The following is a 25,300-nucleotide window of genomic DNA, read 5'->3' as shown; positions in this document are numbered from 1 at the left end:
GCTATCCCTCTTCCCGCAAAACCTCAAGCGGCGGGCGATTTAACACGGTGCGGTTTCCGAGCAACCCAAAGATCACTGTCAGCAGCGACACGGTGCCTACCGCGATGAATAGCGGCATTGGGTAAAAGCGCGGCTTCAGGTCGAAGACATGCGACGCGAGCATCCAGCTGGCGGCAACCGCGAATAAAATTCCTGTCAGCGCGGCAAGTGCGCCCAATAGGAAATACTCCACCGTCAGAATCTGCAGCACCTGGCGCCGGCTCGCGCCAAGGGTTCGAAGCAGGATGCTCTCGCGCAGACGCTGATATCTTCCGCTGACGATCGTGCCGCCCAGCACGATCAACCCCGTTCCCACGGTGAACAGCGCCATGAATCTCACTACAAAGCTGATCTTGTCGAGAACGGATCCGACCGTTTGGAGAATGAGCGTCAGGTCAGCCGCGGAAACGTTTGGAAATTGCCGCACCACCTCGCGCTGCAATCGCGCCGATTGTTCGCTCGATTGAACCCGGGTCACCATCATGTGCATCGCGGGCGCTTCCTCGATCGCACCCTCGGGAAACACCACAAAAAAGTTTGGCGAGAGCCGCCGCCAATCGACTTCACGCAAACTGGCAACACGCGTTCGAACGGGAACCCCTTGCACATCGAATTCAATCTCGTCGCCGATCCCGACATGCAGGTTTCGCGCAATCCCCTCCTCCAGCGAAACGGGAATCGGATCGTTTACGTTTTCCACCCGCGAGTGCCATGTCCCTTCCAGCAGTTTCTCCGTGGCAACCAGGCTGCCGCGGTAGGTTGATCTGTATTCCCGTCCGAGCGCCCATCCGCGAATGTTGCTGCGGGGATCATTGCGGATTTCCTCCACCGTCCGACCCTTGATTGCTCGCAGGCGCATGGAAATCATCGGCACATCCTCGAGAACGGGCAGGCCTTGTGACTGCAGGACGTTTCGGACGTCTTGACGCTGGTCATTTTGAATATCAAACAACACGGCATTGCCGTCCTGCTCGCTTTTGGGCCGCAGCAACTCGCCGAGCAGATTCATCTGGACCAGATATAGCGTCAGGACAAGGAAGGTTCCCATTCCCAACGAAACCATGAGCAACACGGTCCGGTTGTTCGGACGATACAGGTTCGACATGCCGTGCCGCCAGATGAAGGGCCACGACGCGGATGTGACCTTGCGGGAAATCCATGCGACCAACGAAGCGAGGCCCCCAAGGCACCCGAACGCCACGATGATCCCGACGGCGTATCCCACGCCATGCTGCCATTCGCGGCTTTGCAGCACGCCGAATGCAACGAGTCCCGCAAGAATGAGCAGGCAGGCCAGCCAGAGCATCGGATCCCGTCTGTCACTTGAGCGTTCGCTGAAGGCCGAGCGCAACGCAGCCAGTGGCGGCACACGTCGCACGGGAATCAGCGGGAGCAATGCGAACAGCATGCAAATGAGGAAACCGATCCAGATTCCAGTCCAAAGGCCGCTCCATGAAATCGCGGGCCGAACTTCGAACGGGATGAATTCACCGAGCAGCGAAGGAACAAAGTATTGAATCAACACGCCAATTCCAGCGCCCAGCACGGCGCCCACCGCACCGAGTGCCATTGCTTGCGCCAGGTAAATCGCAAACGACTGCCCCGTAGAACAGCCGACGCAACGCAGCGTCGCGATCGTCCCAAGCTTCTGCTTCATGTGGACATGAATGCCGCTGGCCACGCCGACCCCTCCCAGCAGGAGCGCAACGAACCCGATGAGATTCAGGAACCGCATCATGTTCTCGAGCGCGCGGCCGAGATCGCGCTGGCGTTCCTCCACGGTGTCGTAGCGCAACCCGAGCCGGCGAAATTCATCGCGGCGGCTGTCCGCGAACGCCTCGACGTTCACTTCCGCGGCCAATTTGAAATAGATCTTCTGCCGGGCGAGGCTCCCTTCGCCGATCAAGCCGCTGTTCTCGAGGCTGGCGAGCGGGATGTAAACGCGTGGTGCGATGGTTCCGAATCCCATTGTCTCCCCAGGCACTCGCGTCAGCACGCCCGCGATGGGCAGTGTGATCTCGCCGACTTTGATGGGATCGCCGATCTTCGCGCCAAAAACATCCATGAGATTCTGCTCCACCAGTGCGCCCGTGCCATTGCGCAACGAAGCAATGGCGCCGCGAGGGTTTGTCTCCAATTCGCCATAGAAAGGGAAGTTCCCTGCAAGGGCACGCACCTGGACAAGGCGGGTGCCTTCCGATTTCACGAAGTAAACCATGGAGGCAAAATTAATTTCCCGCGCTTGTTCGCCGCCGAGCGATTTGAGGAATTCCTCCTGTTCCGCGTTCAAAGCCGAATCCCGCGTGTTGACCATCAGGTCCGCGCCGAGCAGCGCCTTGGATTGTTCTTCAATCGCCTGCTGCATCTGGCGGCCCGAGGAGGAAATCGCAGTCAGCGCGGCGATGCCGAGAACGATTGATCCCGCATACAGGAGCAGCCGCCGCCGGCTGCGACGGCTGTCGCGCCAGGCCATGAGCCACGTCCAGGAACGAAGAAGGTGTGCGATGCCGCTGAGCAGGGACTTCATCGTGTGGAGGCTGTTGCCTGGGCGTGTCTCCCCTGCCCGGCTTCCACGGCGACGAGGACGCCGCGATGGAGTTTGAAGATGCGATCCGTTCGTTGTGCGAGTTCAAGATTGTGGGTCACGAGCACAAGCGCAGTATTGAAGGAGGCATTCAGTTCGAACAACGATTCGACAATCCTTTCGGCGGTCTCCACGTCGAGATTCCCCGTGGGCTCATCAGCGAACAGGATTTTGGGCTGGTTCATGAACGCGCGTGCGAGCGCGACGCGCTGCTGTTCGCCGCCCGACAATTGTGCGGGATAATGGTCTGGGCGGTCGGCCAACCCGACTTTCGCGAGGAGTTCGCGTCCCCGATCCTGAAGCTTCCGTTTGCCTTGAAGCTCCAGGGGCACCATTACGTTCTCGAGCGCTGTCAGAGTGGGAATCAATTGGAAGTTCTGAAACACAAATCCGACCAGTTCATTCCGGATTCGCGCGCGGCCATCCTCGTTTTCGGTGTGCAATTCGCGTCCCCCGATGCACACCGATCCTGCGCTCGGTTCATCGAGACCGGCGCAAAGGCCGAGGAGGGTCGTCTTGCCGCTGCCCGATGGGCCGACGATTGAGCACGTGGAGCCCGCCGGAACATCAAGTGTGACATCCTTCAACACGGTGAGGGGTCCTGCCTCGGTCGGGTACGTCTTCGTCAGTCCGCGCACTGTGAGTATCGGGGTCATGCGCCCCTGACTTTCCACGAGTCCCTCTGCGGGTCAAATCAAAAGCACCACGCGACGCCAAGGGTCGTGACCCGGTTAAAAGAAACAGGGGGCTTTGCGTGAGGCTCCTCGAGTTTGAACCACGAATGAAAACCGATGAACACGAATCAACGGCGAAGAGTTGCATGACCACGAAAAACACGAATCACACGAAACAAAAAGCCAATTCTTCCAAGCAGGCCAAAGCCGAATTCGACCGCAGGTGGCGACGGATACGGAAGGCAAACGGTTTACGCGAACTTCACGAAACTGTCGCGAATCAACGGGAGAGTTGTTAACGACGGATCAACACGGATTAGAAGAACAAAATCCCGCTCCTCTCTCTGCTACCTCTGCTTGCTCCTGTTCAATGCCGTTTTCCGCTCCCGACCTTCGCGCCCTTCCCATGAACCCGCGCGGGTGCAAGGGTCGTGAGCAGGTTAAAAGAAACAGGGGGCCTTGCGTGAGGCTCTTCGGGTTTGAACACCGATGAACACGAATCAACGGCGAAAGAGTTGCATGACCACGAAAAACACGAATCACACGAAACAAAAATTCAATTCTTCCAAGCAGGCCAAAGACGAATTCAACCTCCGGTGGCGACGGATACGGAAGGCAAACGGTTTACGCGAATTTCACGAATTGTCGCGAATCAACGGGAGAGTTGTTAACGACGGATCAACACGGATTAGAAGAACAAAATCCCGCTCCTCTCTCTGCTACCTCTGCTTGCTCGTGTTCAATGCCGTTTTTCCCCTCCCGACCTTTGCGGCCTTTCCATGAACCTTGCTCGGGCTCATGTGAGCAGGTTAAAAAACAGGGGGCTTTGCGTGAGGCTCCTGGGGTTTGAACCACGAATGAAAACTGATGAACACGAATCAACGGCGAAAGAGTTGCAACCACGAAAAACACGAATCACACGAAACAAAAAGCCAATTCTTCCAAGCAGGCCAAAGACGAATTCAACCTCCGGTGGGCTACCTCTCAATTCGTGTCAACGAGGCTGCCCGGACTTGCAGCAACCATCCTTTTGGCCTTTGATATCGGCATGTCCGAAACGTTCTATGACGCGTTGATTATTGGCGGCGGCCCAGGCGGAAGCGCGGCTGCCACCTACCTGGCGCAGGCCGGAAAGCGCGTGCTCGTCCTCGAAAAGGAACATTTTCCGCGGTTTCATATTGGGGAATCCCTTCTGCCGTACAACGAAATGATTTTTCGAGAGATCGGCGTTTTGCCAAAGCTCGAGGCGGCGGGGTTCACACGCAAATACGGAGCGCAGTTCCACCTGGGCAACTCCAGCAAAGCGCTCAAGCTCACCTTCAAAAACGGCTGCTTCACGCGCGAGCCCATGGCTTTCCAGGTCGATCGCGCACGGTTTGACGAGATTCTACTCGATCACGCCCGCGAATCAGGCGCCGAAGTGCGCGAGGGTTGGACCGTTTCACGTTATTCCCAGGACGCCGGCCGCGTCTCAGTCGAAAGCAGCTCGGATTCGGGCATCAAGGAAACCTTCCACGGCTCGTTCCTCATCGATGCAAGCGGCCGGGCGAATTTTACCGGCAACCAGGAGAACTTGCGGGTGATTCATCCGCACCTCAAAAAGATCGCCATCTTCGGCCACTTCGCAGGGGTAAAAATGGATGAAGGCTCGAAAGCCGGCGACATCATCATCGTGCGCCTTGAGAGCAAATGGTTCTGGCTGATCCCGATCTCGCCCGAGAAGGTGAGCATCGGCTGCGTCATCGATCAGCATGAATTTGCAACGATGAAGCTCTCCCCGGCGGAGGCCTTCGAGCGAGTCTGGAAATCCAGCGCCGAGATGCGGGACCGAATGGGGGGCGCCACCCTGATAAATTCGATCCAGACGACAAGCGACTTCTCCTACTACAACCGCCGCCTCTTCGGGCCACGCCTTGTGCGGATTGGCGACGCGGCCGGTTTCATGGATCCGATTTTTTCCGCGGGGGTTTACCTGGCGATGTATTCGGGGCGCATGGCGGCACATTTGATTGTGGATTCGCTGGCGGACGGCAGCGACGGCCAGAAGCGGATGGCGGCGTACGAGAAACGGGTGTTTCGTGCAATGCAATATTATTGGGAACTGGTTGAGCAATTCTACACAACGCCGTTCATGGAGCTGTTCATGGAGCCTCGCAATCGCCTGCAGATTCCCGACGCGATCGTTGCCATTCTCGCTGGCGAGCTGGAGGGTGGATGGAAGCTCGACTGGCGGCGCAAGCTGTTCTTCCTGTTGGTCAAGGCGCAGGCCAAATGGCCGATCGTTCCACGGATTTCCTTTTCGCCCACGGCCCGTGCTCGCAACCGTTCAGGGGAAGTTTGCGAGAGAACGTGAGTCGCGACCGAAGTCCGCGTACTTAACCCGCATCAGCAGATCCGATACGTTAAACATGGCAGACGAAACGGGATCTACCACGAAGCACCCGGAGCGGCAGAGCCGGTACCAAAATATCCTTATCTCGGATGGTTCGTAGCCCAGGTTGCCAAACCTTGAAAGACTTCCGCTTGTAGGGCTACCAAATACACGAGATCGAGCTCACCGCCGCCGCGCTGCCGGCAGCTGAAAACTTGTTTTTTTGTCCCGGCCCCTTTTCGTGTGATTCGTGTGATTCGTCGTTAACCTGGCCCGCAGGCGTTTGGAGTTGGAAGCGCGACACCTCGTGGAAATCCACTGGCAAGTTGTCTTCCCTTTCGTGCAAGCTGCGACGCGTTGCAACTCAGATTAATCATTGCCTTGGCACCTGTTCGCTATGCACTTGCGGCCTTCGCCGGGCTCGTGCTCGCGAGCGCGTTTCCCAATATCGGAATTGCGGGCGCGGGCTGGATCGCACCAGGACTTCTCGCCGCCACGGCGCTCGGCACTCGAGGCCGCCGATCGTTCGGCCTCGGTTACGTTGCAGGCATGGCGCACTACCTGGCGTCATTGTATTGGCTGCTCTGCATTCCTGTTCAAGGATACCCAATCCTTGGTTGGATAGCGCTCAGCGCGTTTCTCTCCCTGTTCCCCGCTACCTGGACGTGGCTGATTTGCCGATGGTCTCCGCCGGCTGGGTCACCCGCCTCGAGCGGAGGCATCCGCCTTCCGGCTGGATTGATCTTGCTGGCGAAGGCGACGTGGAACCATCGAACCCGCTGGGCTCTTGGTGCCGCGGCTCTGTGGGTTGCAATTGAAATGGTGATCGCGCGCATCTTTGGCGGATTTCCCTGGAACCTCCTCGGCGCCTCCCAATATGAACTCCTGCCGTTGATCCAAATCAGTGCTATCACAGGCGTTTACGGAGTGTCGTTTCTGATGGTGTGGGGTTCGATGGCTCTTCTCTGCGCGCTGTCGATGATTGTGAAGGATCCACGGGCCCGCTCCCCCGGCGTGCGGGAAATGGCGCTGCCGGCACTGGGTGTCAGCATCGCAATGGCATTTGGCTTCGCCCATTTAAGAAATCCGGCAGTCCCGGAACGGACACTTCGCGTAACATTGATCCAGCCGAGCATTCCGCAGACGATGATTTGGAATCGCGACGACGACATGGAAAGGTTCACCGCGCTCCTGAAATTGACAGAACAGTCGCTCACGAACGACGCCGCCCTTGTCATCTGGCCCGAGGCGGCGATTCCAAAGCTGCTCCGCTACGAGAAAGAAATCTTTGATCCGCTTTCCGCGCTCGCGCAGGAACACCGCATATGGATGATTGTTGGCGCTGACGACGCCGAACCCTCGCGCAAGGCACCGGGGCGCGCGGAATATTACAACAGCAGTTTCCTGCTGAATCCCAACGGCCGGCTCGCGGACAGGTACCGCAAGCGCAGCCTGGTCATTTTCGGCGAGTACATTCCACTCGAGCAGTGGATGCCCTTTTTGAAAAACTTCACGCCGGTGACCAGCAGCTTCACGCCTGGGGACGAAGCTGTTCCGTTCAGGATGGCCATTCAACCACGCGGCCTAGACGCCGACACGAACGACGTGTCCCTGGTGAAGACGTCTGTGCTGATCTGTTTTGAGGACAATTTTCCGCATCTGGTCCGCACCTATGTTGATGCAGACACAGACTTCCTGGTGAACATCACGAATAACGGCTGGTTTGGGGAAAGCGCGGCACAATGGCAGCACGCGGCCAACGCGATCTTCCGTGCGATTGAAAATGGCATCCCACTCATTCGCTGCTCGAACAATGGATTGACCTGCTGGGTGGACCGTCACGGGCGACTGCGGGAGATCTTCAGGGATGCGCAGGAAACGATATACGGGGAGGGATTCCTGACGATCGAAGTGCCGCTATTAAACGAAGGCCAGACGAGCGGTGACACTTTTTATCGACGAAACGGCGACTGGTTTGGATGGGGCTGCGTGGTGGCATCCGTGGGCGGAATTCTGGCGGCCTCATTGAAGCGGAAGCGGTTTTGAAATCGATGACGATGACTGGCTGAAAGTTGTTCAAGCGCGTTTGCGCGGGGGAAGCAGCTTCAGGCATCTCGCCTGACGTAGCGGGCTTGCATCCTTGCCGTCCGGAAAAGCCGATAAGCACCAGAGACACTCAGGGACTCTCCGCGCGCTCGCTTCATTTGATGTTTCTTCCAGCGGGCTGGCAGCTCGGTTTCACGGGCTGGCAACGATGCCTGCCGCCACGGCCCCTCCTCCAGAGATTGACGGTTGCCCTTGGTGCACTGTTGAACTACTGTGAGCCGCGCGGAAATCCCATGTAGTGTGCAGCGGGAACCGCCGTATTGATCATGACAAACTCAGAGAATTCTTCGGTGCCATCTGCGGCGACAGTTGATCCGAATTGGAAGAAAATCGTTGCCCGCTATCAGAAACCCTCAAATCGCGCAGCGCTTTGGCAAGTCATCAATACCGTGGTGCCTTATATCGGCCTCTGGGTGCTGATGTATTACACTCACAAGATTTCGTGGTGGCTGACGGTTCCCCTGGCGATTCTTGCAGGCGGATTCATGGTCCGAATTTTCATTATTTTCCACGACTGCGGACACGGGTCGTTCTTCAAATCGCCGCTCGCGAATCACATCCTGGGCACCATTACGGGTCTCATGACATTTACCGCATATTTCCACTGGCGCTGGGAGCATGCCATTCATCATTCAACCTCGGGCGACCTGGATCGCCGGGGGACGGGCGACGTCTGGACTCTCACCGTGCAGGAATATCTTGAGGCCTCCCGCTGGAAACGCTTTTCGTATCGATTGGCTCGCAATCCGATCATTCTCTTCCTGATAGCCCCGCTGTTTCTCTTTCTGGTGATGGAACGTTTCGCGGCGCCGAAAGCCGGCCACAAGGAGACGCTCTCCGTCTACGGCACGAACCTGGGTCTGCTTCTGGTTGCGGCCCTTCTAAGCATGGCAATGGGCGTGAAGGCGTATGTGCTGATTCAATTGATTGTCATGGCGGTTGCGGGTTCTGTCGGTGTGTGGTTGTTCTATGTGCAGCACCAGTTTGAAGGGGTGTACTGGCAGCGGACTGACAATTGGGATTATGCCACGGCGGCGCTGCAGGGAAGTTCGTTCTACAAGCTGCCGAAGATCCTGCAATGGTTCTCGGGCAACATCGGCTTCCACCACATTCATCATCTGAGCCCGCGCATTCCGAACTATCACCTCGAGAAGTGCCACAATTCGGAGCCGTTGTTTCAGACCGTCCCACCCGTCACCCTGCTGGCCAGCTTCAAATCGTTCACCTTCCGTCTCTGGGACGAACAACGCCAGCGCCTGGTCGGCTATCGCCACCTGCGCACCCTGAAATCCGCCAGGCAGAACTGAGTCACGACGCCGCAAACCAGCGGCGTGGATTGTGCGAATTTCGGGGGGATCGTGTGTTTCTTGTTCATCTCATAATCTCCTCGTGTGTCGCGGGGCACGATTGAAGAGGGACAACCGCGAATCACACCAATTACACGAAACACGGACGTCCAGGTGCCGTAGCTTGTCTTCGCGATTCTCGCCTCTTCTCTGTGCCAGGACTGGTTCAAAGTGAGGGATCCTATCGGGAGGCCAGGATCTGAATACCCGCGAACCGGACGAGCGTTCAACCCGATATCTACAGATGTAGATTTATGGCTTGACAATCTCTACACCTGTAAAGATAGTGCGCCGGCATACGATATATTTATGCCGCGATCACCTATCGAACTGACCGAAGCTGAGTGGACTGTCATCAAAGCCGTGTGGGAACTGGAACCATGCACGGCTCCTGACATTCAACAGAAGGTGCAGAAGCAGACCTCCTGGACGTACAGCACGGTTCGAACGTTGATGGACAGGATGGTCACCAAAGGATTGCTCAAGGCGGATAAACAGCGAAACGTGACTGTATTTCGTTCTGCAGTTTCCCGTGAACAGGCTCAGAAGGGGGAATTGCTTTACGCTCTCAAACACGCGTTCAATGGCGCGCTTAGTCCGATGGTGCAGTGCCTTCTCGACACAAAGGACGTCACCTCCGATGAGCTTCAAAAGATCAAGGACATCATAGCCCAACACGAACAACGCGGCCGCAAAGGTGGAAAGACATGAAGCCTCTCATCCAGTTCCTAAACTCCGGGACGTGCGCGTTGTTGATCGAAACGCTCCTGCACACATTATGGCAGGCGGGTGTAGTCGCGCTGGCCATGGCTTTCGCGCTGCGCCATTGTGCATCCCCGGCCGTGCGTTATCGATTATCCGTGGCAGCCCTGGTCCTGGTGCTCTCTTCGGCAATTATGACTTGGGCCGCTGTTCAACCCGAAGTAATCACCTCGCCTGTTTCGCTTGCAACAAAATCCGCGGTTGCCGCAGATTTCAACGCGTTCGGCGACTCCCCGAGCAGCATTGCCGCGTCGGGCACGGTGCAGTTGCCAGCATCGGTTCCGTGGAGCGCCTGGCTCCTTCCAGGCTGGCTTTGTGGAGCCCTGTTGATGCTTGTTCGAGCGGGTCTGCAAGTGGCGGGAGCTGATCGATTGCGCCGCTCAAGCTCGATGGCCACCCTGCCGGAGCTCGACCAACTGGTGCAGCGGGCTCGTTCCGCATTGGGCATCACCTGCCAGGTTCGGGTTCGCATTACCAAAGGCCTTGCGTCGCCAGCGGTGATGGGAATCTTCGTGCCCACGCTGATCCTGCCGCTGTCGCTTGTCACGACATTGTCACACGAACAGCTTCGGTTCATTCTGCTTCATGAGTTGACGCACATACGCCGAGGCGATTATCTCGCGAACCTGTTCCAGTTGTTCACCGAGGCGTTGCTGTTCTTCAATCCCGCAGTTTGGTGGATTAGCCAGCAAATTCGATGTGAACGCGAAGTCTGTTGTGATGCGATGGCCATTCAGCTGGGTGGTGCTCCAGTCGAGTACGTGCGAACCCTTGTTCATGTCGCGGAATCAACGTTGCGCCCGGGCGCTGCGGCGCCCGCCTTTGCGTGCCTATCGCGCCAATCACGCCTAGCCGATCGTATTCAGCGTCTCCTTGTTCCGGGTTACCGTCCTGCCCTGCGCCTGACATGGCGCGCAATCCTGGCAGGCGTTCTCGTGAGCGTTGTCATGTTGCTCCTGTCTGCGGGCGGCGCACGGATAGGCGTGGCATCGGTCAGGTCCGGCCATGCATCGCGGCATTCCGAGGCGACACCGCAGACAGTCGTTGCTGCGTCGCCGCCTGTCATTGCAGCCCGCCATTCCGTCGAGCCGATCGAGGTTATTTCGGATCAAGCTGTGCTCAATCTTGAAACTGGCGTTCTCCATGTTCACGGCAATGTTACCGTCAGTTCCGGAACAGCGACTATTCAATCAGCGGAACCGGCCCTCTTTGAAAACGGCCAAGGATCTGCTGAGCCCTCCCACGAGCACATCTCGTCAGAATCCGCTGTCGCGCAGCCCCAGCTAACCCTTCGAGCACAGTTTGCCAGTGTCGCTGATTCCGTGGCGCGGGATTTTATTCGAGGGTTCTTCGGGCCAGGCACTTCCCTCGAGGGCGCCGTGGTTGGAATTCTTTCAGCCCGCGACCTGGGTCAAGCACGACGGATGCTCCGCGCGAATACTGCCGAGACGATGAGTGAACTGTCCGTCACCACCCTGCCAGGGCGCCAGGCATCGATTCAGTCCTTGGACATTCACAAAATGCGTACAGGCATTAATCCGGCGGCGCGTATTGCCCCCGGGGTTTCCACCAGGAACGGGACGAACGACGCCCTGTTGGTCACCGACATCGAATTGGGATACTTCCTGGATATCGCGTCCGACCTCGGACCCGTGAGCAATACCGTTTCACTCAATCTCAGTGCAACGGGCAAGAAGATCCTCGAGAACCAGCAGGAAGAGGTCACGGCATATATCGATGGGAGTCGCGCACGCCTTTCAATTTCCAAGCCGAAAATAGCGGTTCGACAACTCACCGGAAAAGCCGTCATTTGGGACGGCCAAACTGTTGTCCTCACCAGCGCCCAACCCGCGCCCGGCGCGCCGGCTGAACGATTGATCGTCCTCGTCACCGCGACGTTGATCGATGCTGCAGGGCGCCGGCTTAACAGTGACAAAGACGCCGATTAAAAGGGGAAATTGTTTAGGGCTGGTTGTCTTGAAGCAATTGAACTTCGATGCGATCGACGACCACGCCGGGATCGATTCCGTAAAGGTGCAGCGGGGTTCGGCCTGGCTGCGGGACCGTCAGACGGGTCTTCACGGGTACGGCTGCGTTCAAGACACCTGCTGACCATTCGGCTGTTCCGTCGCGCCGCGCCGCTTCCAGAACGCGTGGCGTTTCATCTCCCGCAGCCATAGCGATTCGCAACGTGCTCCCGCTCACGGGAAAGGTTGGAACCAACCAGACTGTCACGTCGACTTCGCCCGCGAACTTCATCTCAAGGCCGTATGTCAGCCTCGGAGCGTGCGTGGACACATTTGTCAAAGGGACGCTCGGGGCCGTCACGGGGAAGAGGCTGACCGAATCGCCTGAAGGGCCCAGACCTCCGATCGTTCTCCATTCACCCGATGGTCCTTTGCGCTGGGTTGAAAACTGTTCGGCTTCAATGACGATCGGGGCTGAAGTTGGTTCGTTCGTGAAATCCAGCGAGCGCCATTGTCGTGATTGCCACCGGCTGATGCGCATCCCTCGCCATTCGTTATCTGCGGGTTCGAGTCTCATGAAACCGTGCCACTTGCCGCCCGCAATCTCCTCGTTGTAAACGCGGGTGAGCTCCCTCAACTCGGCATCCGCGCGCTCTGCTTCAGACAGGCCGCGCTCACCCAGAAAGTAGCGTCGATTGGCGAGGGCCGAACCGGCGACGGGGTAACGCACCAGTTGAAAGAACGCGTCGTGCTTTGACTTTGGAATACGCCGCGCCAGCGCTTCGACGCGTTCAACCAAATCGTCGAATGCCGCAAGCCGCTCGGCGATGACGCGATTGCTCCAGGGACTCGGGCGCGGCTCCTCGTTGGGCAGCCACCATTGCAGGTGTTCTGGCTTGCGCTGGTGATTCAAGCGATAGAACTGCTCCATGATCGCGGCAGTTTCCGGCGCTGCATCCTGCCCGAATTCGCGCGCAGCCCAACCCGCCAGGAATTGATTCACAGTGTCTTCGCGCCACTGCTGTACATCCCATGCCAGCTTCAGGAAAAACTCCGTTCCGATTTCCGCGGGTTTGATATCGCCAACGTTTACGATCCACATGCGTTGCGCACCGTGTTCGTAGGCCCTGGTCATCTCGGCCCAGATCAACGCCGGTGGCGTGGTGCACAGCCAGAGGTAAGACAATGGCCGGCCCAGGTAGGAAATGTGGTAGTAGACGCCCGCGCCGCCGCGGCGTTGCCGTTCCTGCGCGGTCGCAAAGGTCCTGATGTAACCGAAGTTATCATCGGGAAACATGATGGTGACGTCATCGGGCACCTTCAGTCCGCCACGATACACATCCAGCACCTCCTTGTAGGCGCAGAACACCTGGGGGACGGAATCGACGTCGGACGACACATGTCTGGCAAGCAGCGCGCGCTGATCGCTGAAAATCTGTTGCAGCAACTGAACCTGCTCACCACGGCCACGCGGCCCCTGCATGCGTGAATCGTGGATGCCTCGCATGCCCAGCGTGTAGATGTTCTCGAACCTGCCATTTTCCCTGACGCGTGTCTCCCAGTATTCTCGCACCTGGTTGCTGTGCGTCTGGTAATTGTACTCCGCAGGAGGGGCCGTCCATTCGCCGACATTGTTTCGCAGCATGGGTTCGGCGTGCGATGAACCCATCACGATTGCATAATCGTCCGCGAGCTGCCGGTTTGCGGGATAATAATTGAACGGTTTCGTGCAGGCGTGCATGGCAGGCCACAGTGTGTTGGCCTTGAGCCGCAGCAAGAGCTCAAAAACCTTCGCATACGTTTTGGGGCCGATATCCTTCACTTCATTGGAACCGCCTTCAAAGGTGCGCGCCGCCCATGGTTGCAATCCCCAATCCTCGTCGTTGATGAAAAATCCGCGATAACGGACGGAGGGTTCGCGGGACACGAAGGAATCTGCGCTGACGAACACATTCGTTCGGGGGGAAGGCGTCACATCTGACCACCAATGCCAGGGCGAAACTCCCATGGACTCCGACAGCGAAACGACGCCGTATGCAGCGCCACGCCGATCGCTTCCGGCAATCACCAACGCTTTTGCAACTCCAGGAAATGGCTGCTCGACGGTCCCGATCTTGAATCTTTCCCAGCCACCGCGAATGCCCTCCATGTCAAATTTCTGGCGACTCACCAAATCGTCAACGTGTCGGCAACTCCCGATTGTTCCAATGACCACCAGGCTGCTCGCTGATTCCGGGATGTCATTTGTCACGAGCGGCAGCAAACCCGTTACGCTCTGAATGTCCGCAGCCAGCAACGCGGCAGCGATCCGCACCACCTTCGCGTCGGCTTCGTCGATCACAATCACGGCGGCGTGATTGGACGCAACCAGCGGAAAGTCGGCCGGTTGCACTCGCTGGCTGCTCGCGCGCGGCGCATCGGCAGCGGGCGCGGTGAAGGAAACTGCAGCGGCGATTTTGAAAAGCGTCAGCAGGCGCAACGCAGGAGAAAACGGTCCAGTGCTATTCTGCATGAGCCAGCCTGTGCGGAGCTCATTGCGAAGACAAGCCCGTGAAATGTCTCCCTCTCTTCCACTTGGAGTGGAGGAGCGGGCGGGCGAGATAGGTCGAGTTGCGCCCGCGCGCGGCTCATTGCTCAAACGCACCTTGCCCTGTCGCAATACACCGCTATGTTTTCCTCAGAACGGAGCAACCATGATCGATGACACCATCCAGAAGATTGAAGGAAAGATTAAAGGCGCAGAGTCGATCACGAGCGAGCGCAAGGCCGAGTTGTTGCAGTTGCTCGGCACCTTGAAGGCGGAGATCGCGAGCGTGCCTGAAACCGAACGAGAACAGGCAGAAAGCATCGCCGGATTCGCTGAACGCTCCGCCCACGAAGCGACCCGCACCAAACAAAATCCGGAATTGCTGGACCTTTCCTTGCGTGGCATGTCGCGCTCTGTCGAAGGGTTTGAAAAGTCGCACCCGCAACTCGTGCAGATCGTCAACAACATCAGCCAGACGTTGTCGAACCTCGGCATCTAGGGCTTGATCAGAAAATGAGGAATCGGAACGCGCCATGGCTTCATCAGGCGCAACCCCTCACGGAAATTTGTCGCGATCCCAGCTCGGCTGAAGCTTGCCGATCTCCGACATCAACTGGTCGGCCACTTCCTGGTAAATCTGCTTCAGGCGCTCCTTCGAGCATGTCTTCGCTTCGGCGCGCAGCGATTCAAACTTCATGGGCCGGCCGTACTTCACTGCAATAGGTCCCGGCAGCGGGAATTTCATATGGCGCCCGTAGGCTTCATACGTTCCGAACACTCGCACGGGGATAACGACCGCCTTCGACTTGATCACTGTCAATCCAATCCCCGATCGCGCGGGTTGCAGCTTTCCATTGGGAGTTCGGGTTCCTTCCGGGAACAGAATGATCGCGCCGCCTGCCAGCAACCGATCCAGGATGGCCTTCAAGCCTCTTGCCCCGCCGCCATCGCGGTCGACGGGCACCGCGTTCCATTTGCGCAACACCCATCCCATGACAGGAAAGCGAAACAGGCTTTCGCGTGCCAGGTAATTGATGCCTCGATGAATGCCTGCGCCAACGAGAGGCGGGTCGATGTAGCTGGCGTGATTCGCCGCCAGGATCACCGGGCCTTTCAACGGAACGCGCTCGGGATGAAACACGCGCCAGCGAAAATAGGTGGCGTAAATCAGACGGAACAACGACCAGCCAATGTAGTAAACCGGATTCATTGTCCACTATCCGCGATGCGCTGGCGGATATCGGCAATGATCAAGCCACTCGTTTCGTCAGGCGTCTGCCCGGAGTTGTCGATCACCTTTGCACCGAGCGCGACCATCAGTGGCGCCGCCGCGCGCTGGCTGTCGCGCTGATCCCGCGCGGCGAGGTTTTCCTGAACGCCATCCGCTTCGCGCCGACGCAACCGCTCTGCCAGTCCGGCATCCAGGTAATATTTGAAATCGGTCTCAGGAAACACGTTGGTTCCGATGTCGCGACCTTCCATCACAAGACTGCCAAATTGAATACAGTCCCGCTGCGTCTTCTTCATCCAGTCACGCACTTTTGGAACGGCGGCCACATGGGGTACCGCGGCGGCAGTCTCCCGGGTGCGGATTTCTTTTTCTGGGAAGTAACCGTCCACCAACAGTCGCACTGCTGCGCACCCCGCAACCTCGGCGCATTCCAAACGCGTCTTCCACTTGCGACACGCGGCAGCGACAGCCTTCTCGTCGTGGACATCCACGCGCTGCTGAAGGCAGTACCAGGCCAGCGTGCGATACATCGCGCCTGTATCGACGTACACGAATCCGAGCGACCTTGCGATGAGCTTCGCATTGGTGCTCTTTCCGCTGGCGCTTGTGCCATCGATTGCAATGACAATGTTGTTCTTCAATTCAGAGCAGGCTCATTGAATCGTCGGCGCGACGAAATCATCAATGCGCAAATAATTGTTCATGAGTGAGGCCTTCACCTGTCGCTGCGTTCAGAACGGTTGCACCGAGCCCGTGCGGCGGAGCGGCGGCGAGTTTCTGGAAAAAATTGGGAAACGTCTTCTTCACGCAGGCCGGGTTTTTAATTTTAATCCCCGCAACTTTCAATCCCAGAATCGCGAAACACATGGCCATGCGATGGTCGTTGTACGTCTCGATTTCCGCGCCGTGAAGCGTCGATGGATACACCGTCAGTGTATCACCTTCCTCGATGACCTTCGCGCCGCACTTTGTCAGTTCGGTTCGAAGGGCAACCACGCGTTCACATTCCTGGACGCGCAGGCGGCCGAGGTCCGTGAACTGCACAGGCTCGGATCGGAGGGGCGCAATGACAATCGCCGTCATGATGCTGTCGCCCAGGTCATTGATTCGCGAGATCGCCGTTTTGATCCCGGTAAACAACGGAAAACGTTGATCAATCTGCCAACCAGATTTCGGCCAGCGGGCTACTGAAACGCGATTCGGCTCCAGGTCCCAGAAATAACTCCCACTCGACGCATCAGGCTCGATCACAAAACGTCCACCCTGTCGCGGGAAGGCTTCGATGAGCTTTGATGTCATCGCCACATAGGGAGATTCCTCCGCGTTCTCCCCCACAATTTCCACCTTCCACTGTCCTTCGCTCGCGCACAGCAAAAGTGCCGACGCGAACTGGGAGCTTTGTTCAATGCTTACCCGGCATGCGCGTCGGAGGGCGTTGCGGGTTCCATCATCACCCTGCTGTCCCGTTGCAAAGTCGCCCCAGATCCTTACGGGCAGGCGCTCGTTCCCCTTCTCGGCTTCGATGCGATACCCGAGTTCACGCAGCGCGCTGAACAACGCTGCCTGCGGCCGCTCGTGCATGCGTTCGATTCCATGCAGGCGATATACGCCGCGGCCGAGGCAGACGAACGCAGCGAGAAATCGCGCTGCCGTTCCGGCGTTGCCCACAAACAGTTCCAGAGGCTGCGATTCCGTTCCGCCCGGCGGAACTTCGCCACTCTGGCCATAAACGGTGATCGTGCGGTTGCAGGATTCATTCGCGTCGGGCCGCACGTCGACCATGAAGCCCAGTTCCTGCAGGCATTCCACCATGATCTGCGTGTCCTCACTCCAAAGAGCGCCCTCGAGTTTCACCTCGCCTTCCGCGAGCGCAGCGAGGATCAAGGCACGGTTCGTAATGCTTTTGGAACCGGGAACAGTGATCTCGGCCTGCACGGACTTTTCGAGCGGAACAATTTCAATCAGGTTCGGAAGCACTGGATGCGATTGTAAGCGGTGAGTGATATCGACACGAAGAAGACTTAACGCGAATCCGGCGTCGAAGCCGGACAGGCCGCACACCAACCGTCCCGCCGCTGTTTGGCCTGCGTAAAAAACGCCTGCAGCGCGGCGGCATCGGAATTCTTCAACGCGCGCTGCACCTTTCCCAGTTCCTTTACGAAGCCGCCAATCGCGCGGCTTAATTCCGATCGATTGCAAAGCGCAATGTCCCGCCACATTTCTGGCGAACCCGACGCTATGCGGGTGCTGTCGCGAAAACCGTTTGCGCAGAGCTTCGGCTGTTCCTTGGGATGCTTGGGATCCAATACGAGATTCGCCAGGGCGGCCGCATTGATGTGTGGCAGATGACTCGAACGCGCTACAAGTTCATCGTGAAGGCGCGGATCCATGCGGAGCACCCGGCTGCCCAGCGCCTTCCAGAATTGCTCCACCTTTCGGAGTGCAGCGGAACTGCTCCTGGACGTGGGAGTCACCACACAAACGGTGTTCGCAAAAAGATCGGGCCGCGCGGCCGATACCCCATTCTTCTCGCCACCCGCCATGGGATGGCTTGCGATGAATTGCGCGCCGGCCTTCAGGAGAATCGGCTCGATCTCCCGGACCACGCTGGCTTTGACACTGCCGACGTCGGTGACAACGGAGCCTCGTTTCAAGGCCGGGAGCAGTTGGCGCGTGAGGTCCCGCATGTGGGAAAGTGGCGTGCAAAGAATCACGAGGTCAGCGCCAGAAACCGCGGCAAGGAGATCGCTCGTGGCGTAATCCAGCGCGCCCGCCTTTTCGCATTCCACGATGCTAGCGGCACGACGCACGTAACCCGCGACTTCATCCGCGAGGTGGCGCTGTTTGATCGCGAGCCCGATCGAGCCGCCAAGCAATCCAACGCCCACGATAGTTACTTTGCGAAAACGCACAGCGGGAGAATAGAGGATGAAAACCGCAAAGCGCAAATCGATCGTGGCGAAGTTTGTGGCGAGCGATCTAGCGCAGACCTTCGAATCTGCTGCGTCGCCCGTCCTCCGTAGCAGCCATTGCGGAGGGCGGACAGGTTTCCAACCTGTTTGGGCAGATGACACTCAGCCGGCTTGGAAGCACGGCGATACAGCGTGTTGGGAAACCTGCGCTAAGCCAGGCCGGCGCGTTTCACGAACTCCTGCGCCAGCACCTCGTAAGCGGCGGAACCGCTGCTGTATTTGTCGTAGTGGATGATGGGCTTTCCGAAGCTTGGCGCTTCCGCCAGCCGCGTGCTTCGCGGAATCACCGTTTCAAACACGCGTTCCCCGAAATGCTCCCGCACCTCGCTGACAACCTGGTTGGACAGCTTTGTGCGGCTGTCGAACATAGTCATTACCACACCGAGCAATTCCAGCCGCGGGTTGATGCCGTTATCGCGCAACTGGCCCAGCAGGCGGTTGATCATTGAAATGCCTTCGAGCGCGTAATATTCGCACTGCAGCGGCACGAGCAATCCGTCGGCAGCGGCGAACGCGTTCATCGTCAGAATGCCGAGCGACGGCGGGCAATCAATCATCACGAGGTCGAATTGTTTCTGGTCCAGGATGGGCTGGAGAGACTGTGATACGCGGTTGAGATAGTTTTCCGCCCGCGCGAGTTCCAGATCCGCGCCGCACAGGTCGACTTCACTGGGGATTACACTGAGCCGTTCAAAGGCCGTTGGCCGGATTTTTTCCGCGAGGGTGCCTTCCCCGAGCAGCACGCGATAGGCGCTGGCCCCTTCGGTTTTCTCAAGGCCCAAGCCGCTTGTGGCATTCGCCTGGGGATCCAGATCGAAGAGCAGAATGCGATTGCCCATGGCCGCGAGGCATGCGGAAAGATTCACGGCGGTCGTGGTTTTCCCCACTCCGCCCTTCTGATTCGCAACCGCAACGACTTTGGTAGGCACGCACCAGATGTTATGGAACGAGCGGTTTGATTCAAGCAGCGATGAAAGTTTGCGTCTTGTCAACCGGGCGCAATTCCCGTGGTGCCTTGAAAACCTTTCACTGGATTTTGACCCGGACGGGCTGCATCCTCTGGATATGAAATTGATCCTTTCGACGCACAACGTGACGCTGACCAAGGCCATTGAAGATCATGTGCTCGCGAAGCTCGACAAGCTGGAACATTTCGATCGTTGGGCCGTCGACGCCCGCGTGACCCTGGAACACGACCGCACGCGCGCGCCCGAAAAACAATTTTCCTGCTCAATCCGCCTTGGGGTGCGGGGACCCGACCTGTTCGCTGAAGATCGCGAGAGTGACCTCTACGCCGCCATTGATCTCGTCGCCAAAAAAATTGAACAGCAGATTCGCAAACGCCAGAGCAAGAAGAAGGCGCGCAAGCACAAGGTGGCTGCCCGGACCAAGCGCACACGACAGGAAGCGGCCCTGTAAACCTGTTGAGCGGCGAAAGCTGATTGTTGATGGACGAGAAGAATGCGCCGCCAGCTGCGGACGCCCCGTCTTCCAGCTCTGAAGCTCCGATCGTCCTGCGCTCGCGAATCCTGCTCCCCATTTCGGGGCCGCCCTGCGACAACGGCGCCGTCCTCATCTCGGGCAATCGCATCAGGAAAGTTGGGACGTGGAATGAGATCGCACGCGAGAGTCGTGGCGATGTCATGGACCTCGGCGATTCCATCCTCCTGCCGGGTTTGATCAACGCGCATTGCCACCTCGATTACACCGGGATGGCCGGCTTGCTGCCGCCGCAGAAGCGGTTCACGGACTGGATCAAGCTGATGCTGGCGGCGAAGGCGGAGTGGAATTACACGGAGTTCGCGGAATCATGGTTGCAGGGGGCGCAGATGCTGGTGCGGACAGGCACCACCACTGTCGTGGATTTCGAAGCCGTTCCGGAACTCCTGCCAGACGTATGGAGCGCAACCCCGCTAAGAGTGCATTCGGTGCTGGAGATGACGGGCGTCAGGAGTCGGCGCTCACCTGAGTCGATTCTCAACGAAGCTCTGCAGCGCGCGGACCATCTGCATGACGGCCGCTCCTGCACTGGCCTGGCGCCACACGCGCCCTATTCAACGGCGCCCGAACTGATTCGCATTGCAGCCGAGGCAGCGCGCGAACGCCATTGGTTGTTATCCATCCACGTCTCTGAATCGGTGCTTGAATTCGACATGTTTCAGCACGCGCGAGGTGAAATGTTCGATTGGCTCAAGAGAAACGAACGCGACATGAGCGACTGCGGGCACGGATCCCCAATCCGGCAGCTGGCCAGCCTTGATGCTTTGGGACCAAACCTGTTGGCGGTTCACTTGAATTACATTGACGCAGCTGATCCGGCATTGCTCGCAACGCATGGTGCCCACGTCGTGCATTGCCCGCGAAGTCACTTTTACTTTCAACACGCCGACTTTCCCATTCACGATCTGCAACACGCGGGCGTGAACGTCTGCCTCGGGACGGACAGCCTGGCGACCGTTTACAAACGCAGGCACGATTCGGTCGAGCTCAGCATGTTCGACGAAATGTCCTGCTTCGCTGAAAAATTTTCTGGGGTAAACCCGAAGGACATACTGCGCATGGCAACGGTCAACGGCGCCCGCGCTTTGCAATTGCAGGGCCAGGCGGGCGAACTGATCGAGGGTGCGCTGGCGGATGTCATTGCCATCCCATACGACGGTCCCATTCAACAGGCAAGCGAAGCAGCGGTGAATCACCGCGGAGGAGTGATGGCGTCGATGATTGAAGGCCAGTGGGCGATCACGCCTCAGGGCGCGCCCACCCGCGCATCTTATGACACCGGTTCGGTTTCCTGAAGTTCCTCGATTAGGGGCAGCGCGAGCGTAAACACAGCGCCGCAACCCGGGCCGTCGCTCTCGACGAGGATGCTGCCGCCCATTTGCCTTGCGGCGAGAGAGCCGCTATGCAGGCCGAAGCCGTGCCCATCCTTCCGCGTTGTAAACCCGTGGCTGAAGATTCGCACCAGGTTTTCCCGCGGGATGCCAACGCCATTGTCCGAGACTGAAATCCGGATCTCTGCACCTTCGCAGAAAATGCCAACCACGATTTTTTTGTCAGCGCGATCAGTATCTTCACAGGCCTGCAATGCGTTTCGAATGAGGTTGATGACGATCTGCATCAGCTTGTGCTTGTCCACGGCAATCTCCGGCAGCGGTTCCCGATAATCCCTGACCACCTGGATTTGCCGGCGGGAGAGCCCCGCTTCATTCAGGTGCAGCGCATCCTCCACCAGCTCGACGATCGAGATGCGCTGCGTGACGCCCATCACCCGGGCGTAGCTCTGCTGCATGCTGACGATTTCCTTCACGTGCTCCACGTTCTTCTGAAGGTTCGCCAGTTCCTCCAGCGCCTCATCACGTTCGCGAGCAAGCTGGCCCGCCAGTTGGTTCAGAAATTTTGGCAGATGGCGGCCGCGGGGATCCTTCTGCACAAATTCACCCAGCCGGTCGCCCTGTTCGTCGCAAAGCTCGGCTACGCGGGCCACAGAGGATATCTTGGACTGGCGCACACGATCGCTCAGGATGGATGTGGAAACGTTGATGCTGTTCAGCACGTTCCCAACGTTGTGCAGGACGCCTGTTGCAACCTCTGCCATGCCCGCTTCCCGGGACAAATCCACCAGCCGTTGATTGGCTGCCGCAGCGTGTTCCTCCGCTTCCTTGAGATCTGTAATGTCCCGCGAAGTTCCGAACGACCCCACGAGTCTGCCGTCCGGATCCCGCCAGGGAACCTTGGTGGTCATGTGCCATACAGTTCGGCCGTCCTGTAGAATCGTCTTATCGACGCGGCCAACGAGAGGTTTGCCGCTCTGCAAAACCTGTTCCTCATCCTGCCGGAAGCGCAACGCGATTTCTGGTTCGTAAAAGTCAGCGTCCGATTTCCCAATGGCGTATTCGTGGAACGCTTCAATACTCTTCAAATGTTCCGGCAATTCCCCCTGCGGATTTTCACGGCGGTATCGGCTCATCGCAATGGCAAACAGGTTCTGGGCTTCTGAGCGGCTCAGTCTGACGAGCCGCCCTTCCAGATCCTTGAAGAATATTGAGTCAGGCGAAAAATCGAGGAGCGTCCGCAGCAGTTCGCGTTCGTATGCGAGTTCTTGCGTGCGACTCCGCACCCGGTTCTCCAGGCTCTCGTTCGCTTTCTGCAAGCGCCGCTGCCGCACGGCCATTTGGTGCACTTTCCATCGATAGGCGGCGAGCAGCAACAATCCCATCCCCAGTCCGCAACAGGTGCGGAACCACCATGTCATGTGGAATGGCGGCGGCACGCGGAATGAAAACGTCGCTCCGTCGCGATTCCAAATGCCGTCCGCGTTCGCTGCCCGGAGGTGGAATCGGTAATTGCCAGGCGGCAGACGATTGTATTTTGCCGACCGGCGCGTTCCGGCGTCCTGCCATTCGGTATCAAACCCCACGAGCTGATACTGCACTTGCATTTTCGCGGGAGAAATGAAGCTCAACACCGCAAAGGCGATCTCCAGCCGCGACGACCCGAACACTTCGGCCGACATCGCACGGTCGATGGCTTTGCCGTCAACAGTGATGTCTTCGATCCGAATGCGCGGCGGAAGTGCATTCGTGAAGAAATTTCCAGGGTTGATCATCGCCACCCCTTGCGTCGTGGGAACCCATATCCTTCCCATCGTATCTTTGCAAATCGATGGTTCCTGGTCTGTGCGATCGTTCGATTTGATCGAATCCAAGTCGTTGAACAGCTCCGCTTGCAGCTGTGTTTGCTTGCCATCGAGGCAATCGTTCAAGCTCTTGGCATCGATCCGCACGATCCCCGATCCAGTAGCCACCCACCACGAACCGAGGTCGTCAGCCATCATCGCATACACTCTTTCATCCGGAAGTCCGTGTTGCGCAGTGACGAAGGTTGCCTCGCCATTGCGGATGCGCGCGATGCCGTTTGCCATGCCGGCCCAAATGGCCCCCTGCGTGTCTTCTGAGACCCAATAAACGCGCGACGTGGGCAGTCGCGGGGTGGTCCATTGTTGAAACTGTCCGTTTTGGATGCGGAACAATCCATTGTTGGATGCCACCCACAGCGAGCCGTCTTTGGCCGTGCACATGTTGTGCGGCCAGTAGAATTCCGGGACGGGGCCGTTGAAAACGAAGGGCTCGAGGACGCCATTCTTCTCACGCGCCAGTGCCGGGGGCACGCCGTACGCGACAATCACACTCTCGCTGTCTTCGCCAATGGCTCCTGGCCAGTCTCTATTGGAATAGGAATGAAGCACGCGGTCCCACGAGAGAAGATGAAGGTTCTTTTCGCCGTCGACAAAATAGAGATGGCCAGTCCGGCTTTGCATCAGAAGCTTCACGTAACGGTTCCGCATTTGCGGGAGGTCTTCGGGCTTGTGGATCCGTTCTCCATTTAACCACGAGAGACCAGATGAGCTGCCGACCCAAACACCGCCATCAGCGGTGGGCGTCACCGCGCGCGCCGTTCCGCCCGCAACAGAAAAAATGGGAAATCGAATGTCGGTAAGCTGGCTCAGCCCTGCGTGTGTGCCGACCCAGAGGCTCCCTTCCTGATCCTCCCACAGCGATGTCACGCGATCATCAGCAAGACCTTCAGAGCGTCGAAGAGACGTAACATCGCCGCCCCGGTAACGCAGCAATCCCTCTCCGGCCGTCCCGAGCCACAAGGTTCCATGCCTGTCGACTAGAACGGTTTTGATCTCGTTGTCGATCTTCGGGCCCGGCAACGGGTTGCCGTCAAAGTCATAACACAGGAGGCCCGTTCCAGTTCCCAGCCAAAGGCACTCCGCCCCTGATGTAATGACGCGCAGAACCCGGCCGGCCAGGCGGTCATCTTTGATTTGCGTAAATTCCCGCCCATTCCACCGCCAGAGGCCGTTCTCGGCAGTCGCCAGCCAGACGTTTCCTCGCGGATCCTCGGTGAACGCCATCACATTCATTATCTTTGCATCAGCGACATGGCTCATTCCGCTTCGATCCGTCCACTGGACTCCCACTTCGCTGCTCGTCCACAAGTCGCCGCTTCGTGTTTCAAAACAGGCGAGACCCAGGCCGTCGCCGAGGGAATTCGGCAGAACCGACACTACCCGGCCGTTTTGCAGGCGGATGCAAGTGCCGGAATTGATCGCAAGCCACAGCCCGCCCGCCTCGGCAGGGTAAATGGCGCGAATATCGTAATCGCTTCCTGCGGGCAAGGTGAAGTCGACTCGCTTGAAACCCAATCCGTCGAATCGAAGGACGCCATTCCGTGTTCCCAGCCAGACGTAACCGTCATCACCCTGCACGACCGCCGTGATATTATCCGCGGGCAAGCCGTTCGCGCGGGTCCAGCTGAAGCAGTTGAATTGAAGAATGGATTTCGCCGGATCGAGCGCGCAAGCGAGCATGGGCAGCAAGATCAGGCACGCAATGAGCGCCGCCTGGAATCCGTGTGCCCGCGGAAAATTAACCCGCAATGTGCGGGAACTATTCATGCATTCGCTGTTGATTCATGATGCTCATCGAGCGCGGAGGACCGTCGCGGCGCTGACCTGCCGGGCAGTCGCGCACGAGCAAATCTTAACCAACCCGGTTCGCCACAGATGTTCATCGGCTCCCGCCTGTGCGGATTGAGCCGTAAGATGGATCGGGAATGACGATGATCCGCACGGATAGACACATTTCTTTGCCCCCGGGCGCAGCCTGGCGCCCAGCCATCGACGGTTTCTTGAAAAGCGCCGAGCCGTCGACTA

Annotated in this window: 17 protein-coding genes; 8 read left to right on the top strand and 9 right to left on the bottom strand. The window is 58.2% G+C overall.

What is annotated here, in order from left to right:
- Window position 1: 1 nt before the first annotated feature.
- Both VEH04_06015 and VEH04_06010 read right to left on the bottom strand, forming a co-directional pair.
- Window positions 2-2,566 (bottom strand): FtsX-like permease family protein, encoded by a 2,565-nt coding sequence (locus tag VEH04_06015; GenBank protein HYG22322.1) that lies wholly within the window; start codon window positions 2,564-2,566, stop codon window positions 2-4.
- Entirely contained in the window at window positions 2,563-3,279 is a 717-nt protein-coding gene (locus VEH04_06010; GenBank protein ID HYG22321.1) for an ABC transporter ATP-binding protein, read from the bottom strand. The genes VEH04_06015 and VEH04_06010 overlap by 4 nt, the downstream gene beginning before the upstream one ends.
- Window positions 3,280-4,288: 1,009 nt before the next feature.
- Between VEH04_06010 and VEH04_06005 the strand changes: the two genes are divergently transcribed.
- From VEH04_06005 to VEH04_05985, 5 genes are all read left to right on the top strand, one after another.
- Complete coding sequence (locus VEH04_06005; protein HYG22320.1) at window positions 4,289-5,650, top strand: NAD(P)/FAD-dependent oxidoreductase; 1,362 nt, start codon at window positions 4,289-4,291, stop codon at window positions 5,648-5,650.
- Window positions 5,651-6,049: 399 nt separating this feature from the next.
- Complete coding sequence (lnt, locus tag VEH04_06000) at window positions 6,050-7,714, top strand: apolipoprotein N-acyltransferase (protein HYG22319.1); 1,665 nt, start codon at window positions 6,050-6,052, stop codon at window positions 7,712-7,714.
- 326 nt (window positions 7,715-8,040) lie between these two features.
- Complete coding sequence (locus VEH04_05995) at window positions 8,041-9,081, top strand: fatty acid desaturase (protein ID HYG22318.1); 1,041 nt, start codon at window positions 8,041-8,043, stop codon at window positions 9,079-9,081.
- Window positions 9,082-9,429: 348 nt separating this feature from the next.
- Window positions 9,430-9,831, top strand: coding sequence for a BlaI/MecI/CopY family transcriptional regulator (locus VEH04_05990; GenBank protein ID HYG22317.1), 402 nt, complete (start codon window positions 9,430-9,432; stop codon window positions 9,829-9,831).
- On the top strand, window positions 9,828-11,831 hold the full coding sequence (locus VEH04_05985) for a M56 family metallopeptidase (protein HYG22316.1): 2,004 nt from the start codon (window positions 9,828-9,830) through the stop codon (window positions 11,829-11,831). Before VEH04_05990 ends, VEH04_05985 begins: the two co-directional genes overlap by 4 nt.
- A 13-nt stretch (window positions 11,832-11,844) precedes the next feature.
- Here VEH04_05985 and VEH04_05980 read toward each other — a convergent pair whose 3' ends face one another.
- Window positions 11,845-14,361 carry a glycosyl hydrolase 115 family protein gene (locus VEH04_05980; GenBank protein ID HYG22315.1) on the bottom strand — a complete coding sequence of 839 codons (2,517 nt, stop codon included), beginning with the start codon at window positions 14,359-14,361 and terminating at the stop codon, window positions 11,845-11,847.
- A gap of 181 nt (window positions 14,362-14,542) precedes the next feature.
- On the opposite strand from VEH04_05980, the gene VEH04_05975 reads away from it, so the two are divergent.
- Window positions 14,543-14,875: a DUF4404 family protein gene (locus VEH04_05975; protein HYG22314.1), complete on the top strand. Its 333-nt coding sequence runs from the start codon at window positions 14,543-14,545 to the stop codon at window positions 14,873-14,875.
- 57 nt (window positions 14,876-14,932) lie between these two features.
- On the opposite strand, the gene VEH04_05970 is transcribed toward VEH04_05975, so the two are convergent.
- From VEH04_05970 to VEH04_05950, 5 genes are read right to left on the bottom strand one after another with little or no spacing between them, the layout of a single operon-like run.
- On the bottom strand, window positions 14,933-15,586 hold the full coding sequence (locus VEH04_05970) for a lysophospholipid acyltransferase family protein (GenBank protein ID HYG22313.1): 654 nt from the start codon (window positions 15,584-15,586) through the stop codon (window positions 14,933-14,935).
- Window positions 15,583-16,248 (bottom strand): (d)CMP kinase, encoded by a 666-nt coding sequence (gene cmk, locus VEH04_05965; GenBank protein ID HYG22312.1) that lies wholly within the window; start codon window positions 16,246-16,248, stop codon window positions 15,583-15,585. The genes VEH04_05970 and cmk overlap by 4 nt, the downstream gene beginning before the upstream one ends.
- 40 nt (window positions 16,249-16,288) lie before the next feature.
- Complete coding sequence (locus VEH04_05960; GenBank protein HYG22311.1) at window positions 16,289-17,584, bottom strand: 3-phosphoshikimate 1-carboxyvinyltransferase; 1,296 nt, start codon at window positions 17,582-17,584, stop codon at window positions 16,289-16,291.
- Window positions 17,585-17,628: 44 nt separating this feature from the next.
- Window positions 17,629-18,681 carry a prephenate dehydrogenase/arogenate dehydrogenase family protein gene (locus VEH04_05955; protein ID HYG22310.1) on the bottom strand — a complete coding sequence of 351 codons (1,053 nt, stop codon included), beginning with the start codon at window positions 18,679-18,681 and terminating at the stop codon, window positions 17,629-17,631.
- A 47-nt stretch (window positions 18,682-18,728) separates the two neighbouring features.
- Complete coding sequence (locus VEH04_05950) at window positions 18,729-19,508, bottom strand: ParA family protein (protein ID HYG22309.1); 780 nt, start codon at window positions 19,506-19,508, stop codon at window positions 18,729-18,731.
- Window positions 19,509-19,644: 136 nt separating this feature from the next.
- Between VEH04_05950 and raiA the strand changes: the two genes are divergently transcribed.
- Together raiA and VEH04_05940 are read left to right on the top strand one after the other, a co-directional pair.
- Window positions 19,645-19,998, top strand: a complete 354-nt coding sequence (raiA, locus tag VEH04_05945; protein ID HYG22308.1) for a ribosome-associated translation inhibitor RaiA — start codon at window positions 19,645-19,647, stop codon at window positions 19,996-19,998.
- A gap of 29 nt (window positions 19,999-20,027) precedes the next feature.
- Window positions 20,028-21,374 carry an amidohydrolase family protein gene (locus tag VEH04_05940; GenBank protein ID HYG22307.1) on the top strand — a complete coding sequence of 449 codons (1,347 nt, stop codon included), beginning with the start codon at window positions 20,028-20,030 and terminating at the stop codon, window positions 21,372-21,374.
- Here VEH04_05940 and VEH04_05935 read toward each other — a convergent pair.
- Complete coding sequence (locus VEH04_05935; GenBank protein HYG22306.1) at window positions 21,350-25,042, bottom strand: two-component regulator propeller domain-containing protein; 3,693 nt, start codon at window positions 25,040-25,042, stop codon at window positions 21,350-21,352. The two genes, VEH04_05940 and VEH04_05935, sit on opposite strands and share 25 nt — an antisense overlap.
- Window positions 25,043-25,300 lie beyond the last annotated feature (258 nt).

The organism is Verrucomicrobiia bacterium (assembly GCA_035629175.1).
Lineage (GTDB): Bacteria > Verrucomicrobiota > Verrucomicrobiia > Limisphaerales > DASXHY01 > DASXHY01.
The sequence above is the reverse complement of the archived record's forward strand: the minus strand, read 5'-3'. Positions and strand labels throughout refer to the sequence as shown.